A 15,723-nucleotide genomic window follows, 5' to 3' on the forward strand; every position below is an offset into this window, starting at 1 on the left:
ACTGATCGATTGGGGTAGCAACGCAGACGGCGGGCTCGGTTTCCGCGGGCTCGATTGCGCATGGAGTTTCGATGACAACAGGCAGTTCGAGCAACACCGGCCCGACCCACAAGCTCGTGGAAGCGGGCGTCACCCTACTGATCGCTCTGTTCGGAGTGATCGTGATCGCCGGCAGCCTCAAGGCGGGGATCAATTGGGGCGCTGAGGGCCCCCGCGCCGGGTTCTTCCCATTCTATATCGGGCTTTTCATCGTCGCTTCCAGCGGGATCAATCTGTGGCACGGACTGCGCGAAGACAATGACGGACTGTTCGCGGAGTGGGGACAGCTTCGTCAGGTTCTCAGCGTCGTCATTCCCACCGGCATTTATGTCGGCTCCATGCCGTTCATCGGGCTGTACGTCTCTTCGACCATTTTCATCGCATGGTTCATGCGATGGCTGGGCAAATACAACTGGATCACCGTCCTAGCGGTGGCACTCGGCATGCCCCTCGTCACCTATTTGATTTTCGAGCGCTGGTTCATGGTCCCGCTTCCAAAGGGACCGTTGGAAGAGTGGCTCGACCTGTAAACAACGACGCACAGTCAGGATCGGATTATCGGGATGGAAGAACTCGTCAATCTTTTTCACGGCTTTGCGGTCGCGCTGCAGCCGTACAACATCATGCTGATGGTTATCGGCATCGTGCTCGGTGTCATCATCGGGGTGCTGCCGGGACTGGGCGGCGCCAATGGCGTCGCCATCCTGCTGCCGCTGACATTCAGCATGTCGCCCACGTCGGCCATCATCATGTTGTCCTGTATTTACTGGGGCGCGCTGTTCGGTGGAGCGATCACCTCGATTCTCTTCAACATACCGGGCGAACCATGGTCGGTGGCCACGACGTTCGACGGCTATCCGATGGCGCAGCAGGGCAAGGCCGGCGAAGCACTGACCGCCGCCTTCACCTCCTCCTTTGTCGGTGCGCTGTTCGCCGTGGTCATGATCACGCTGGTCGCTCCCCTGGTCGCCAGCTTTGCGCTGCAATTCGGGCCTGCGGAAAAGTTCGCGGTGTATTTCCTCGCATTCTGCAGCTTCGTGGGCCTGAGCAAGGAACCGCCGTTCAAGACCATTGCGGCCATGATGATCGGCTTTGCACTCGCCGCGGTCGGACTTGATTCCATCACCGGGCAGTTGCGGTTGACCTTCGGCGTCACCCACCTGCTCAACGGCTTCGACTTCCTGATCGCCGTGATCGGACTGTTCGGCATCGGCGAAATCCTGCTGACGATGGAAGAAGGGCTGGCCTTCCGCGGCGGCACCGCCAAGATCAATTTGCGCGTGGTGCTCCAGACCTGGAAGGAGCTGCCCGCGTATTGGATGACCTCGCTGCGTTCCTGCTTCATCGGCTGCTGGATGGGCATCACGCCGGCGGGTGCAACGCCAGCCTCGTTCATGAGCTACGGCATTGCCAAGCGCGTCGCGAAGAAAGGCAGCAATTTCGGCAAGGGCGAGATCGAAGGCGTCGTTGCGCCGGAGACCGCGGCGCACGCCGCGGGTACAGCGGCCCTGTTGCCGATGCTCTCGCTCGGCGTGCCGGGCTCTCCGACGGCAGCAGTGTTGCTCGGCGGCCTGTTGATCTGGGGCCTGCAGCCCGGACCGATGCTGTTTGTCGAACAGAAGGAATTCGTCTGGGGCCTGATCGCCTCGATGTATCTCGGCAATATTGTCGGCCTGCTCGTCGTGCTCACCTGCGTACCGATTTTCGCGGCTATCCTGCGCGTGCCCTTCAGCATCATCGCACCCCTTATTCTGGTGCTATGCGCAATCGGTGCCTATTCGGTCCACAGCAGCACGTTTGACGTCATGCTGATGCTGGTGTTCGGCGTGATCGGTTATCTGCTCAAGAAGTGCAATTATCCCCTCGCCCCGCTGGTGCTGGCGATCGTGCTCGGCGACAAGGCCGAAGAGGCCTTCCGCCAATCGCTCCTGGGATCCCAAGGCTCGTTTGGGGTGTTCCTTTCCAATCCGCTGGTCAGCACGATCATGATCCTGGGATTGATCGCACTGTTCTGGTCGGTCATTCAGGAAGGATATAGCCGCCTGCGATCTGCGGCGACCGCATGATCAAGCTCTAAGCAAAGCAATAGCTTAAGACGCTTCCGACGATTGGGCCGCGCAACCGCGCGGCCTTTTCGTTTGTGCAGCTTTTCACCGACGCGGGGGAATTCTTAGAACACATGCAATTTTTCCCTTGTCTACTGGCATAACATATACCACACTTGCGCTGAGCTGTCGGGCAACGATAGAACAGCAGCCCTTTGGAGGAAAAATGACGGATACAGTGCACGGAGCAGCCCCCGTCGCGGAGGCGCGAGTGAGCGATGCCTATCGCTGGACTCAATTGGCCATCGGCGTCGCCGCGATGGTGATGATCGCGAACTACCAATATGGTTGGACGTTCTTCGTACCCGACATCCAGCAGAAATTCGGATGGGATCGCGCCTCGATCCAGTGGGCATTTACGCTGTTCGTGCTGTTCGAGACCTGGCTGGTGCCGGTCGAGGGATGGTTCGTCGATAAATACGGCCCGCGCCTCGTCGTCCTGATCGGCGGCATCCTCTGCGCCATCGGATGGGCGATCAACGCCCAGGCCACTACGCTCAACGGCTTCTATCTCGGCATGATCATCGCAGGCATCGGCGCCGGTGGCGTGTACGGCACCTGCGTCGGCAACGCGCTGAAGTGGTTTCCCGACAAGCGCGGCCTTGCGGCCGGCATCACCGCCGCAGGATTCGGCGCAGGCTCGGCGCTGACGGTTGCGCCGATCCAGGCGATGATCAAGGACTCCGGCTTCCAGACCACCTTCCTCTATTTCGGCCTCGGCCAAGGCATCATCATCGTCATTCTCGCCTTCCTGATGTTCTCGCCGAAAGCGGGACAGGTGCCGACGGTGCAGAACAGCAACGTGATCCAGACCCGGCGCAACTATCAACCCACCGAAGTGATCCGTCAGCCGATCTTCTGGCTGATGTATTTCATGTTCGTGATCGTCGGCGCCGGCGGATTGATGGTGACCGCCAACCTCAAGCCGATCGCCGTCGACTGGAAGGTCGACAGCGTGCCGGTGACGCTGATGGCGGTGACGATGACGGCCGTGACGTTCGCAGCCACCATCGATCGCGTCCTCAACGGCCTGACCCGTCCGTTCTTCGGCTGGATCTCCGACATGATCGGCCGCGAGAACACCATGTTCATCGCCTTCGGCATGGAAGGCATCGGCATCTGGGGCCTCTACATGCTGGGCCACGATCCCGTCTGGTTCGTGCTGCTGTCGGGCTTCGTGTTCTTTGCCTGGGGCGAGATCTACTCCCTCTTCCCGTCGACCTGCACGGACACCTTCGGCGCGAAGTTCGCGGCTACCAATGCCGGCCTGCTCTACACGGCAAAGGGCACCGCAGCGCTGTTGGTGCCGGTGGCGAACTACATGCAGCAGTCGTCGGGCACCTGGGACACCGTGTTCATCGTAGCGGCCGGCGCGAACATCCTGGCCTCGCTGCTGGCGATCGCTGTGCTCAAGCCCTGGCGCAAGGTGGTGGTCGCCAAGTCGCAGATTGCGGCCTGACCTCACCGATCCACGGCAAGAACAAGACGCGCTCACCTCCGGGTGGGCGCGTTTTCTTTTGACGACCAGCGACCTCTGGCATACCTGACGCCACATGGGGCCGATAAAACCCGAGGCCCCTCCCCTGGAATGTCACGGCACGCTCCAAAAACGTCAATAATACTGCCTATTTATCTCGATCTTGGCTGCGAGAATTCCACGCTCCGCGTGTTGACAATTGGCATTATGTATACCAGACTTGATACCAGACTTGAAACCAATAGTTCATCCCAAGGAGGTTGCCATGCAAGTCGGAGATATCCTGCGCAAGAAAGCCGCCCGTGTCGCAACGGTCCGTATGAACGAGACCGTCGCCATTGCCGCGCAATTGATGCGCTCCGGCAATATCAGCGCGCTTGTCGTCAAGGATGTCGTCCGCACCGAAGGCAACACGGCGGTCGGCATGTTCACCGAGCGCGACGTGGTTCGCGCGATTGCCGAACATGGCGCCGCCGGCGTGAACATGCGCGTCTCGCAATTCATTTCGGTGCAGCAGCTCGTCTCCTGCACCTCGGCGGATACGCTCGAGCATGTCCGTCACCTCATGAGCAAGCATCACATCCGCCACGTGCCGGTGATCGACAATTACAGCCTGATCGGCGTCATCAGCATTCGTGACATCACGACCGCGTTCGACGACGAAGCAACGCCCTACAAGCTGGTCGCGTCGGCCTGACCGGTCGCCTCGAACTCCGCCGGCATTTCCTGGGCGCACTCCCAGGGAAGCCGGCGGTATCGCACCGAACAATTCGGCTTAACTCCTGTCGCAAAGCAGGCGCTCGCAAATTTGCGCCGGAGTAGTGGCGCGCCGGAAAGCATTATCTGTGGGAGGGCGCATGGCGCGCAACATTCTGATCCTTGGAGCCTCGTATGGCTCATTGCTGGCGACAAAGCTTTTGATGGCGGGTCACAACGTGACCCTGGTGTGCCGGAAGAAGACGGCCGAGCTCATCAACCGCGACGGCACCGAAGTTCGCATCAAGCTGCGCGACGAGGCGGCGCACCGGCCGATCTTCTCGCGCGACCTGCCCGGGATCCTGGACGCGGTCGAGCCCGCCGACGTCGATCCTTCCCGTTATGATCTGGTCGGTCTTGCCATGCAGGAGCCGCAATACACCAACCATGCGATCCGGGCTCTGATGATCAAAATCGCCGAGGCGAAGCTGCCTTGCCTTTCGATCATGAACATGCCGCCCTTGCCCTATCTCAAACGGATCCCGGCGCTTGCGAAAATGGAGCTGGAGGAGGCCTATACCAACGCCGCGGTATGGGAACGGTTCGAGCCGGATCTGGTGTCGCTCTGCTCCCCTGATCCGCAGGCCTTCCGTCCACCGGAAGAGGCGGTGAATGTTCTTCATGTCGGCCTGCCGACAAACTTCAAGGCAGCGTCATTTGCGGATGAGAAACATAACTTGCTGCTTCGGGAGCTGGAAGCCGACGTCGATGCGGTGAAGCTGGATGGCCAGGACGTTCCGGTGAAACTCAAAGTGTTCGATTCGATGTTCGTCCCACTGGCCAAATGGTCGATGCTGTTGACGGGGAATTACCGCTGCATCACGCCGCAGGAGCCGCAATCGATCCGCGACGCGGTGCACGGCGATATAAATCTCTCGCAGTCGATCTACGACCATGTCGATGCCATCGCCCAGCGTCTGGGCGCCGATCCCGCCGATCAGGTGCCTTTCGAGAAGTACGCCAAAGCCGCGGAAAGCCTTCTCAAGCCCTCGTCGGCGGCCCGGGCGGTCGCTGGCGGCGCACCTTCCATCGAGCGCGTCGACCTGCTGGTGAAGCTGATTTCGCATCAGCTTGGCGTACCCAATGCCGAAATCGACCGTACGGTCCAGATCGTCAATCAGAAACTGAATGAGAGCATCGTGGCGGAAGCATCTGACGCGCCGCGAGGCGTTCCAGTCTCAGTGACGTAGAGCCCGATCGGTTCTGACTGAGCTAAAAGCGGCTCTAGTCTCTTGTTTCAACGCGTTTCTTTACGCGAACGGTCCCTGCTTCGCTAAAAAACCCGCTCGATCATTGGCCGCCGACAGGCCAATTCGAGCCCATCCCCCCGCATTGCGCCCGGGCCCACCGCCGCGGCGCGGGATGGGCGTTTAGCAACAGTTAAGACTTTTGCGCAAATGATAGACAACCAGCGCAACATTTTAGATCGCCGCAAGAATTGCGAGCGGACCTCAGGCCCTTTTTTGAGGGATTAGCATGAGAACGCTTCTCATTGGTGTTCTGGCTGCGACCCTGGTTGGCTGTAGCTGCCTTTTACCGCCGCAAGCAAGCATGGAAGCATGCACGGACGCGAGTGGGTCCGGCTGTCTCAACGGGATGGCGGCCAGTCGGCCGATTGAACCGGCGCCAGCGTCATCCAAGACCCATTCCGCGACAACAAAGGTCAAGTCCACGATCGCGACGAAGACGGAAAAGCCGTCGGTTGCCGACGTACGCGACGGGCACCAACCCACTGAGAAAAAGGCGAAGTCCGCCACGATCGAAGCGAAAGTCGAAGCTCCGGCATCTGGTCGGCCCGCCGAGACGTCCGATCCGGTCATTATCAAGGCGAAGACCACGATTGCTGCGAAGTTGGAGGAGCCGGCGTCCGCCGAGTTCGGTGAGATGAAACGGGCCATCCGCAAAAATACGCTCGGGCAGTCCGTCGACACCATTTGCGGCCGTGTCAAAGGAAAAACGGCGTCGGGCGAAGGTACCGGAGATAGGCCGTTTCTATATCTCGTGACGGAAGATGAAGCATACGTCGTCGATGGCCCCGCCAAGTCGGCTGCGGCGAGCGCGTACCGCAATATTTGCAGCTAACATGGAAAAATAAGACCGCTGCCAGGATCTATTGCGACGGACCAGAAGGTCCGTGACGACGTTGCGAACGAACTCGAAGCTCGGAAGCAACGTCGCGATCAGCAGCAATTCGCTGCAGAGTGTGTGGGGCAGATTTGCTCCATGGAAAATGGAAATCAAAACTTGTGGAGACAGCTAATTTCTGAATTCGGGGACATCATGGACGATTTTTCTAATCCCGCGGAACTGGCCTTGGTATCGCAAAATTCGCCGGTGCTCGTGATCATCGAGCAACATGTCCTGGCGCGTACGTGCATCCTCAATATCCTCAAGAGAGAACTCACTGGATTCGAGATCGTCGAGATGGCAACGACCAGTGGCCTGAACTGGCTATCCGGCAGAGACATCCGCTTGATCGCGCTGAATATCGGGCACAAGCAGATCACTGATCCTTCGATCGAAGAGAGCCTCGCCTTCCTTGCAGAAACCTGCCCGAAAGCGTCCGTTGCTGTGTTGTCAAGCCGCGACGACGATGCGACGGCTTCGGCCGCGATGCAACGCGGAGTGCGCGGTTTCTTTCCGACATCGATCCCGGTTGAACTCGCGATTGCCGGATTACGCCTGGTCCTTGCCGGTGGGGTCTACCGACCGTTACCGATCGTTGGGCAAAATGGAGGGACAAGCCACAAGACGATATCGGGATGCCCAGATACGTCCGAGCTGTTCGGAACTAACGAGGATAACGGCAACACCAGGATTGTGCCGGAGAAGGCGATGGTCGATCTTACGCCGCGCGAACAACATGTGCTCGAGGCGCTGCAGCTTGGCCTTCCGAACAAGTTGATTGCCGTCAGGCTCAACCTATCGGAAAACACCGTAAAAATGCATATTCAACGTATCATGCGAAAATGCTCCGCACATAACCGTACCGAGGCGGTCGTTCGCTGGAGCCGGCGAGCCAACGGTCATGCCTAGAGCATGATCCGGAAAAGTGGAAACCGGTTTTCCATCGCGACAAACGCGAACGCGTTTGCGCGGAGATCATGCTCAAATCAAAGAGATAGAGCGAGATGACGATCCGAAGAAAGGTCATCGCGCTCTACCCTCACGCGTGCGATCATCTTGAGAGCTGCCCGAGCTCGCCGTTCGGGTCGCAGCTTAATCCTCCCGGAACGCGCCGTGGAAGCTGTCGAGCAGAGGCCTGAGAGCGTAGAGCGCCACGGTGCCGTGACCCGTCTTGATGAATACCTGCGCCGGCATTCCCGGAATAATCTGGACACTATCGATCCCGGCGCCGACCAGATTCTGAACCCGAATCTTCGCTGCGTAGTACGGCTGATCAGTGCGCTTATCGACTAGACGATCGGCAGAAACGTGCGTCACAGTCCCATGGAGCCGTGGTACGCGGCGCTGATTATAGGGCAGGAGATTCACTTCGGCGCTCAGTCCGAGACGGACCACATCGATGTCTTCGGGCCTGACGCGCGCAATCACGATGAGCCGGTCCTGCCGGGGAACCAGATCCATGAGGGGTGCCCCGGCGCCGATAACGCCGCCTGGCGTATGGATCTTCAGGTCGGTTACCACGCCGTCCTCGGGCGCCTTGACCATCGTTCGCGAGAGTTGGTCGTCGGCCGCCCGCAGTCGTTCCCATATCTGAAAGATCTGGTTCTGTACCTCGCGCAGCGACTGCGCGATCTCGTTTTGACGGTCATGCTCCAGTTTGAGGAGAACAGCCTCGGATTCGTTGATGGCCTGCCCCGCGCGCGATATCTGCGCGACAATCTCTCCCCGCCGTCCTTCGATGTCAGCTATCTCTCGCTCGAGGTTCAGAAGCCGCGGTCGCCGCTCAAGCCCCTTGCTGACGAGCGTGGCCACCGTTGCCGCTTCCTCGCGGACGATGTCGATGCGCCTTGCGGCGGCGCTTTCCTGCGCCCTGAGGCCCTCGATCTCCTTTTCCACCTGCGACCGCTTCTCCCGATTTACGGCCGCTTGCGATAGAAAGACCTGCCGGCGCGTTTCGAAGATGGCTTGCTGACCCGCAAGGACATCCGCGACTGAAGGACTCGCCATCTGCGCCATCTCTAACCTGCCCGGAAATGATACCCGCTCGTCTCCGCGCTGTTCCGCCTGCAGCCGTGCCTCTCGCGCCGTCGCCTCCCACAACTGGCCTTGCAGGCTCTGGACTTCGGCACGGGCCTTGGTGTCCTCCAACGAGATCAGCGTTTGTCCAGCGCGGACAACGTCACCGTCCGCGACCAGAATTTCCCTGATGATGCCGCCCTCAAGGTGCTGAATCGTCTTACGGCTCGATTCGGATTCGACGGTGCCGACAGCAATCGCGGCGCTCTCGAGGGGTGCATAGGTCGACCAGGTACCGAGACCGATGACGAAGCCGCAAACCAGCAGATTTCCGGTCCAGGTGACGCCGCGAAGTCGGTCGCGAAGCGTCGGGGGCGCCGACCTCAGCCACCGTGGAACGTCCCAGATCTCTACGTGAGCGAATGCAATTTTTGGGCGAGCCCAGAGCCGGTGAAGAGGTTTGATGCTGATCCAGGTGACACCGCGCAGCCGGTCGCGCAGCGCCAGCGCCGCCGATCTCAGCCAGCGTGGAATCTCCCGAACATCGACGTGAGTGAATGAACTCTTCATGAGACAGGGTCACGCGAAGTAACTTGAGGTCTTGCCAAACACCTTTCGAAAATTTCCCTGCTCTCACCGAATGCGCTGATCGCGCCGCCCTGCATGATGGCAAGCTTGTTCGTTGCGCCGAGGATCCCTATCCGGTGGGTGATGATGATCACCGTTGTATTGGCCGCCTTCATCCGTTCGATGGCGTCGAAGAGCATGCGCTCGCCGAGACTGTCCAGGCTGGAGTTCGGCTCGTCGAGGACCACGAGCTGCGGGTCGCCAAAAAACGCCCGTGCAAGGCCGAGGCGCTGGCGAAATCCACGTGGGAGATTGGCCGCTGCGCCATTGACGACCGTATCGTATGCCTGCGGGAGACGAATGATCGTCTCGTGAAGGCCGGCCAGCTTCGCTGCTTCAATGATCTTCTGCAGATCGGCGTCGTCCAGCCGTGCAATGATGTCCTTTACTGTTTCTCCGACCAGATCGATATCCTGCGGCAGATATCCGAGGCGCCCGCCGCCGCGCGAATCGTGCAGGGCTAGAATATCGATGCCGTCGAGCAGGACCGAACCTGCCGTCGGCGCGGAGATTCCGGTGATGATCCTGCCGAGCGTGGATTTGCCGGAGCCAGATGGACCAATGATGCCCAGGCATTCACCGGGTGCGAGACTGAATGAGACGTCCTTCAGCATCCAACAGTCCGATCCTGAGACGCCGACGCCAACATTGTTGACAATGAGATTGCCCTTCGGCCTCTCCGGCAGGTCTCTGACGTTCGCAACCGTGGTGACGCCGGACATGACGTCGTTGAGCCGGCGGTAGGCGGCCAAGGCCATCGCGAATGCCTTCCAGCCTGCAACCGCCCCTTCAACGGGCGCGAGCGCGCGTCCGAACAACAAGGTCGTGGCAAAGATGATGCCGGGACTTCGGCTTTGTTCCAGGACGAGCCAGGCGGCAGTACCCATGATCAGGACCTGCGCTAGCGCCCGCGCGGGTTTGGAAATCAGCATGATGGTTTCATGGCGGCGCTGGACCACCTCTTGCTCGCTCCTCGCATCCTGCGCAGTCTGGCGGATCAGGCGCGCGGCGCCGTCGAGCATTCCCATAGCCCTGATCACGTGGAGGTTTCCGACGGCCATGCCGAACCATCCCTGGCTCCTCGTCGCCGCGGCAGCCGACCGCGCCCGCGCTGCTTCCGTGAACCAGTCTTCGGCAAGCCCGAGCCCAAGCAGGAAGAGCACGCTGAGCACACCTATCACCCCGAGCAAGGGATGCACGAGGAAGAGAACCCCGAGGAAGAGCGGCGTCCAGAGCGCGTCAAACAACGTAGAGCAGGCTCCGGACTGGGCGAACTGACGCAGGACCGCAAGGTCGCGATAGGCTTCCGATGCCCGCGCCCGATCGACATGGGCGCATTTGAGGCAGGCGGAGAGCGCTGCCGGATGAAGTTCTTCTTCAAGCCACTCACCCATCCGGCCCAATGCGGCGCGGCGCAGCGCATCCAGCACTCCGCCGACCACGACGGTAAACGCGACGATGAGCGTCAGCATCAGGAGCGTATCGCCGCTGCGGCTCGACAGCACGCGATCATAGATCTGAAGCAGATAGATGGAAGGCGCGAGAAGAAGGAGATTGTAGCTGCAGCTATACGCGAAAACGAGTCCGAACGACCCCGCGCAGGCCCGCAACGCCGACTTCAACGGCGTCCGCGGTGGTGACATCGTCTGCAGTTGGAGCGGTGGCATCAGCATTGCGGTCCCGCCAGATCTGAAGTCCGAACCTTCCGCTCACTCCTCGTCGACTCCGCGACGAATTGAGAACCGGCGGCATTGCGCCGCCGGCCTCACCCCACACAGGCATGGATCAGCTAAACATGCCTGAATCGTCGATATCGAAGTACTTGGAATCGTTGAGCACGTCGTTCAGGTTCGCGGATTCGATGCTGGCCTTGAAGTAGATATCTCCACCTTCCGCCTTGTTTTCGTCTCCGCCGTCGCCGCCGACACCGGCCATCACGGTCTGGCTCTGGTCCGCAGCGAGCCAGTTTTCCTGATAGGCCTTCGTGTTGGCATCCACGTCGGACTTGTTATGGCCGCTCTCCGATTCCTGGTCGCCATTCGAGACGGCCTTGCCGCCCTCTGCCTTGGAATGCTTCTCCGCCTTCGCATTCGCGCCCCCGGCGTCCCAGTATGCCTTCTGATAAACGTCATCGCCGTTCTTGACGTGGACGTCGGCGCCTTCGGCCTTGTTGGTCGGGTTGAAGTGGATACTCGGGTTGCTGATGATGTTACCCTCGTTGTAACCGTCTCCACCGTTCCCTGCGCTGTTGCCGCCGGTCGACGCCTTGAACACGATCGTGTCGGAAGGAAATGATGCCTTTGCCATGTGAGACTCCCTGACTTGGTTTGCGCACTGTGCGTCCCAATGTGGACAGCAACGATCTTGGATTTGGAGACTGGCGCGGTCTAGCCGCCAAAGCTGATGCCACCCAGTGACAACGGTGTACGCCCGAAATGCTACCGTCGCGCCGCCAAGATCTGGGCAGCTCCAGTGCTGCTCGAGCGTTTTCGAGTGAAGCGAAGAGGTTCGCGCCAGGAAGACGCGTCAAATCAAAACCTGGAATCGCGTTTCGATTCTATCGAAACACAAAAGGCTCTAGTCATGATCCAGCAGGTGAAGGTCCGACAACAGATGCATGGCGAGATCGCCGCCAAGCGCAGCATTGCCGTGGCCGCCGTCGCCACCGATTCCGGCAATCTGGATCACGCTCTGGTCGAACACGACATTGTTGCTCTGATGAGCCTCGGCTGTTGAATTGTAGCCGGCGACCGCAATGTTGATCGGGGCGTAGATCGCCACGTCGATGTCGATCATGCTTCCCGAGAAGTGGCCGTTGCCGCCGTTGCCGGCGCTGTTGTTGCCGGTCGCTATTACATCAGAGCCAATTAACTCGAAGATGGAAGAGAAGATATCTGCAGTTCCGCCAACCGCGTGATTACCGTTCCCGCCATCACCCCCCACGCCGGCCATCTGAAAAGCGGATTGATCGAACACCACATTGTTTGTCTGATCGGCGTTGGCGGTGGAATTATATCCCGCCACGGCAATGTTGATCGGATAGTAGAACGCAAAGGTCGCGTGAACGATGCCCCCGTAGGCGTATCCGTCGCCACCATTGCCGGCGCTGTTGTCGCCGGTGCCTGTCGCGCCAGAGCCGGTAGACCCGATCGCGCTGACATTTCCGCCCGATGCTGCATTTCCGTTGCCGCCGTCGCCGCCAACTCCCGCGATCTGGGTCGCGGATTGATCGAACTCCACGTTGTTCGTCTGATGAGCGTCGGCCGTCGCATGGGCACCCGCCACCGCAATATTGATCGGGTTATAGACCGCGACAGGAGCATGCACCATTACTCCGGAGAAGTAGCCATCGCCACCATTGCCGGCACTGTTGTCACCGGTGGCGATCACGCCAGGGCCGGCAGGCCCGAGCGCGCCGACGCTTCCACCCGATGCGGCGTTCCAATTGCCGCCGTCACCGCCAACTCCCGCGATCTGGCTTGCGGACTGATCAAAATAGGCGATGTTCGACTGATTGGCGAGGGCTGGCGCATGGACGCCCGGCCATGCCACGTTGAGTGGCTCGAAACCAGCGTAGCTGCTATGGATCAGGCTCCCGGCAAAATGACCTTTGCCGCCATTGCCGGCGCTGTTATCTCCCGTGTGGGTCAGGAAGCGTGGCCATGAATCCGCGGACATCCACCACGAGCCTGGCAGATCGTTTCCGAGCTGAGCCTTGCGGTCGAGGGGAACGCCGTGAACAGGGTCCGGTACACTCCGATGATCCATGACTGTTGCCCTACCGAAATTGTCTCGCGCCGACCGGACGGACGCCTCCCGCACTCAAGAGAGGATGTCACCCCGGCAAGCCAAAAGCCGAGTCGTCAATTCGGATCGCAAACGTTCGGGCGATAGACACGATATCAGTTACACCCGTTCGGGTGTGGGTGGTACCTTGCGTGAATCTGGAGGTAGGCAGCATGTTCGGTTAGCGGGTGATCTCGGAAATACCGGACCCCACGCTGACTTGTTCCGCCCTGCGGAAACCAGCCCCTGCTTTTGCATGATGGCGTTGTCCTGACCACCACCCCGCGCCCCGTAGACTTTTGCAGGAGGTGGCGGCATCCTGCCCATCGAAATCTCACGACAGAGGGCAGACATGATCAAGACGCGATTCACCGAGCTCGTCGGCGTCAAGCACCCGATCGTCCAGGGTGGCATGCAATGGGTCGGCCGCGCCGAGCTGGTTGCGGCCGTAGCCAATGCCGGCGCGCTCGGGCTGATCACCGCGCTGACGCAGCCGACGCCGGAGGATCTCACCAGGGAAATCGCGCGCTGCCGCGACATGACCGACAAGCCATTCGGCGTCAACCTCACCATTCTGCCTGCGATCAAGCCGCCGCCTTACGCCGAATACCGCCAGGCCATCATCGAGGCCGGCATCAAGATCGTCGAGACCGCCGGCAACAAGCCGCAGGAACACGTCACCGAGTTCAAGAAGCACGGCATCAAGATCATCCACAAATGCACCAGCGTCCGCCACGCGCTGTCGGCGGAGCGGATGGGCGTCGATGCGATCTCGATCGACGGCTTTGAATGCGCCGGCCATCCCGGCGAGGACGACACGCCCGGCCTGATCCTGATCCCGGCCGCCGCCGACAAGGTGAAGATACCGATGATCGCCTCCGGCGGTTTCGGCGACGGCCGCGGCCTGGTCGCAGCCCTCGCGCTCGGAGCCGAGGGTATCAACATGGGCACGCGCTTCATGTGCACCAAGGAAAGCCCGATTCACCAGCTCGTCAAGGAGCGCATCGTCGCCAATGACGAGCGCGAGACCGAACTGATCTTCCGCACCATGCGCAACACCTCGCGCGTCGCCAAGAACACGATCTCGACCAAGGTGGTGGCGATGGAAAGGGAAGGCGCGAAATTCGAGGACGTGCGCGAACTCGTCGCCGGCGCCCGCGGCAAAATGGTCTACGCCACCGGCGACGCCGATGAGGGCATCTGGTCGGCCGGCCAGGTCCAGGGCCTAATCCACGACATCCCGACCTGCGCCGAACTGATCTCGCGCATCGTGCGCGATGCGGAAGCGATCATCCGCAGCCGGTTCGAAGGCATGCTGTCGGGCGCGCAGCGTCAGGCAGCAGAATAAAAACAGTCTCCGCCAACAACGAGAAGAGCCCATGAAAGCCTATGTCTACGGCGCCAACGGCGCCGAAATATCAGAGGTCGCAAAGCCCTCGCCGAAGGGCACGCAGGTGCTGGTCAAGGTGCATGCCTGCGGCCTCAATCGCGCCGACCTCGGCATGACCAAGGGCCACGTGCATGGCGCGGCCGGTGGCGTCGGCACCGTACTCGGCATGGAATGGGCGGGCGAAGTCGCCGAGCTCGGGCCTGACGCAGAAGGTGTTGAGGTCGGCGACAAGATCATGGGCTCGGGCGCAGCCGCGTTTGCCGAATATACGCTGGCCGACCACGGCCGGCTGTTCCGCGCACCCTCGAACATGAACTTCGAGGAAGCCGCCACCCTCCCCGTCGCGCTCGCCACTATGCACAACGCCGTCGTGACCAACGGCGCGCTTCAGCCGGGCCAGAGCGTCCTGATCCAGGGCGCCAGCTCCGGCGTCGGCCTGATGGCGATGCAGATCGCCAAGCTGAAGGGCGCCAAGCTCGTGATCGGCTCCTCGACGGACGCGATGCGCCGCGGCCGCCTGAAGGAATTCGGCGCCGATCTCGCGATCGATTCCAGCGACCCCGGCTGGGTCGATCAGGTGCTCAACGCCACCAACGGCGAAGGCGTCGACCTGATCGTCGACCAGGTTTCCGGCAAGGTCGCCAACCAGAATCTCGCCGCCACCAAGGTCAAGGGCCGCATCGTCAATGTCGGCCGGCTCGGCGGCACCCACGCCGATTTCAATTTCGACCTCCATGCCGCCCGCCGCATCAACTATATCGGCGTCACCTTCCGCACCCGCAGCATCGAGGAAATCCGCGAGATCTTTGACGAGGTCCGCAAAGACATCTGGCCGGCCGTGGAATCACGAAAACTGCAACTGCCGATCGACAAGGTCTATCCCTTCGCCGAGATCGGCAAAGCGTTCGAGCACATGGAAGCCAACAAGCACCTCGGCAAAATCGTGGTGGCGTTTTAGCTCTGTGTCCCGGACGCGGTGCAGCGCGTGAGCGCTGCTCCGCAGAGCCGGGACCCACGCGGTGGATCCCGGATCAGCAGTGCATCACGCCGCAAGCGGCGTGCTGCACAGCATCCGGGGAACGCAGACCGCCGCTCTTTCCAGACAGCGTAAACCGCAAGTTATCTTACGGCAGCGACCCTCTCAGGTCTGCGACACCAAGATCGAGGGTTGCTCGGCCACCGTTCTCGGGAGTAGTGCGCGTGCTCACCTTACTGTGTTCGGACACGGCAATGACTCGGTCACCTTTCTCAGCCGGTCCGAGACTTCGGACGACGATCGCGCCAAGCACAAGCAGCGCGACCATAATCAGCCCACTCAGGGCCGGCGTTAGACATAGATTGGACCCATAGCGCACCATTGCATGCACCCATGCGCATCGCCCGCGCCCCGCTGCAATAGT

General features: G+C 60.7%; 13 protein-coding genes. 9 read left to right on the top strand and 4 right to left on the bottom strand.

All coding sequences use genetic code 11. The features are described 5' to 3' along the window. The first annotated feature begins 71 nt into the window (after window positions 1-71). The 7 genes from V1278_RS27795 to V1278_RS27825 all read left to right on the top strand — a co-directional run bounded on the left by V1278_RS27795 (window position 72) and on the right by V1278_RS27825 (window position 7,413). Complete coding sequence (locus V1278_RS27795) at window positions 72-569, top strand: tripartite tricarboxylate transporter TctB family protein (protein WP_334367972.1); 498 nt, start codon at window positions 72-74, stop codon at window positions 567-569. A 33-nt stretch (window positions 570-602) separates the two neighbouring features. Further along, the gene (locus V1278_RS27800; RefSeq protein WP_334367971.1) at window positions 603-2,105 is read left to right on the top strand and encodes a tripartite tricarboxylate transporter permease; all 1,503 of its coding nucleotides are present in this window, start codon (window positions 603-605) and stop codon (window positions 2,103-2,105) included. 205 nt (window positions 2,106-2,310) lie between these two features. After that, on the top strand, window positions 2,311-3,603 hold the full coding sequence (oxlT, locus tag V1278_RS27805) for an oxalate/formate MFS antiporter (protein WP_334382896.1): 1,293 nt from the start codon (window positions 2,311-2,313) through the stop codon (window positions 3,601-3,603). Between the two features lie 283 nt (window positions 3,604-3,886). After that, entirely contained in the window at window positions 3,887-4,318 is a 432-nt protein-coding gene (locus tag V1278_RS27810; protein ID WP_065748322.1) for a CBS domain-containing protein, read from the top strand. A gap of 160 nt (window positions 4,319-4,478) precedes the next feature. Then, window positions 4,479-5,567 carry a ketopantoate reductase family protein gene (locus V1278_RS27815; RefSeq protein WP_334382897.1) on the top strand — a complete coding sequence of 363 codons (1,089 nt, stop codon included), beginning with the start codon at window positions 4,479-4,481 and terminating at the stop codon, window positions 5,565-5,567. 286 nt (window positions 5,568-5,853) lie between these two features. Beyond that, the gene (locus V1278_RS27820) at window positions 5,854-6,459 is read left to right on the top strand and encodes a hypothetical protein (RefSeq protein ID WP_334382898.1); all 606 of its coding nucleotides are present in this window, start codon (window positions 5,854-5,856) and stop codon (window positions 6,457-6,459) included. A gap of 198 nt (window positions 6,460-6,657) precedes the next feature. After that, a complete protein-coding gene (locus tag V1278_RS27825; RefSeq protein ID WP_334382899.1) occupies window positions 6,658-7,413 on the top strand; it encodes a response regulator transcription factor in 756 nt (251 codons plus the stop codon). 183 nt (window positions 7,414-7,596) lie between these two features. Here the strand turns inward: V1278_RS27825 and V1278_RS27830 are convergent, their stop codons facing one another. The 4 genes from V1278_RS27830 to V1278_RS27845 all read right to left on the bottom strand — a co-directional run bounded on the left by V1278_RS27830 (window position 7,597) and on the right by V1278_RS27845 (window position 12,537). Next, window positions 7,597-8,928, bottom strand: a complete 1,332-nt coding sequence (locus V1278_RS27830) for an HlyD family type I secretion periplasmic adaptor subunit (RefSeq protein WP_442893819.1) — start codon at window positions 8,926-8,928, stop codon at window positions 7,597-7,599. Between the two features lie 158 nt (window positions 8,929-9,086). Then, window positions 9,087-10,820 (bottom strand): type I secretion system permease/ATPase, encoded by a 1,734-nt coding sequence (locus V1278_RS27835; RefSeq protein WP_334382901.1) that lies wholly within the window; start codon window positions 10,818-10,820, stop codon window positions 9,087-9,089. A gap of 112 nt (window positions 10,821-10,932) precedes the next feature. Further along, the gene (locus tag V1278_RS27840) at window positions 10,933-11,454 is read right to left on the bottom strand and encodes a hypothetical protein (RefSeq protein ID WP_334382902.1); all 522 of its coding nucleotides are present in this window, start codon (window positions 11,452-11,454) and stop codon (window positions 10,933-10,935) included. Between the two features lie 270 nt (window positions 11,455-11,724). Then, on the bottom strand, window positions 11,725-12,537 hold the full coding sequence (locus tag V1278_RS27845) for a hypothetical protein (protein ID WP_334382903.1): 813 nt from the start codon (window positions 12,535-12,537) through the stop codon (window positions 11,725-11,727). 748 nt (window positions 12,538-13,285) lie between these two features. On the opposite strand from V1278_RS27845, the gene V1278_RS27850 reads away from it, so the two are divergent. Together V1278_RS27850 and V1278_RS27855 are read left to right on the top strand one after the other, a co-directional pair. Next, window positions 13,286-14,281, top strand: coding sequence for an NAD(P)H-dependent flavin oxidoreductase (locus V1278_RS27850; RefSeq protein WP_334382904.1), 996 nt, complete (start codon window positions 13,286-13,288; stop codon window positions 14,279-14,281). A gap of 31 nt (window positions 14,282-14,312) precedes the next feature. Beyond that, on the top strand, window positions 14,313-15,281 hold the full coding sequence (locus tag V1278_RS27855; protein WP_334367962.1) for a zinc-binding dehydrogenase: 969 nt from the start codon (window positions 14,313-14,315) through the stop codon (window positions 15,279-15,281). Window positions 15,282-15,723 lie beyond the last annotated feature (442 nt).

The sequence above is a fragment of the Bradyrhizobium sp. AZCC 1577 genome (assembly GCF_036924575.1).
Lineage (GTDB): Bacteria > Pseudomonadota > Alphaproteobacteria > Rhizobiales > Xanthobacteraceae > Bradyrhizobium.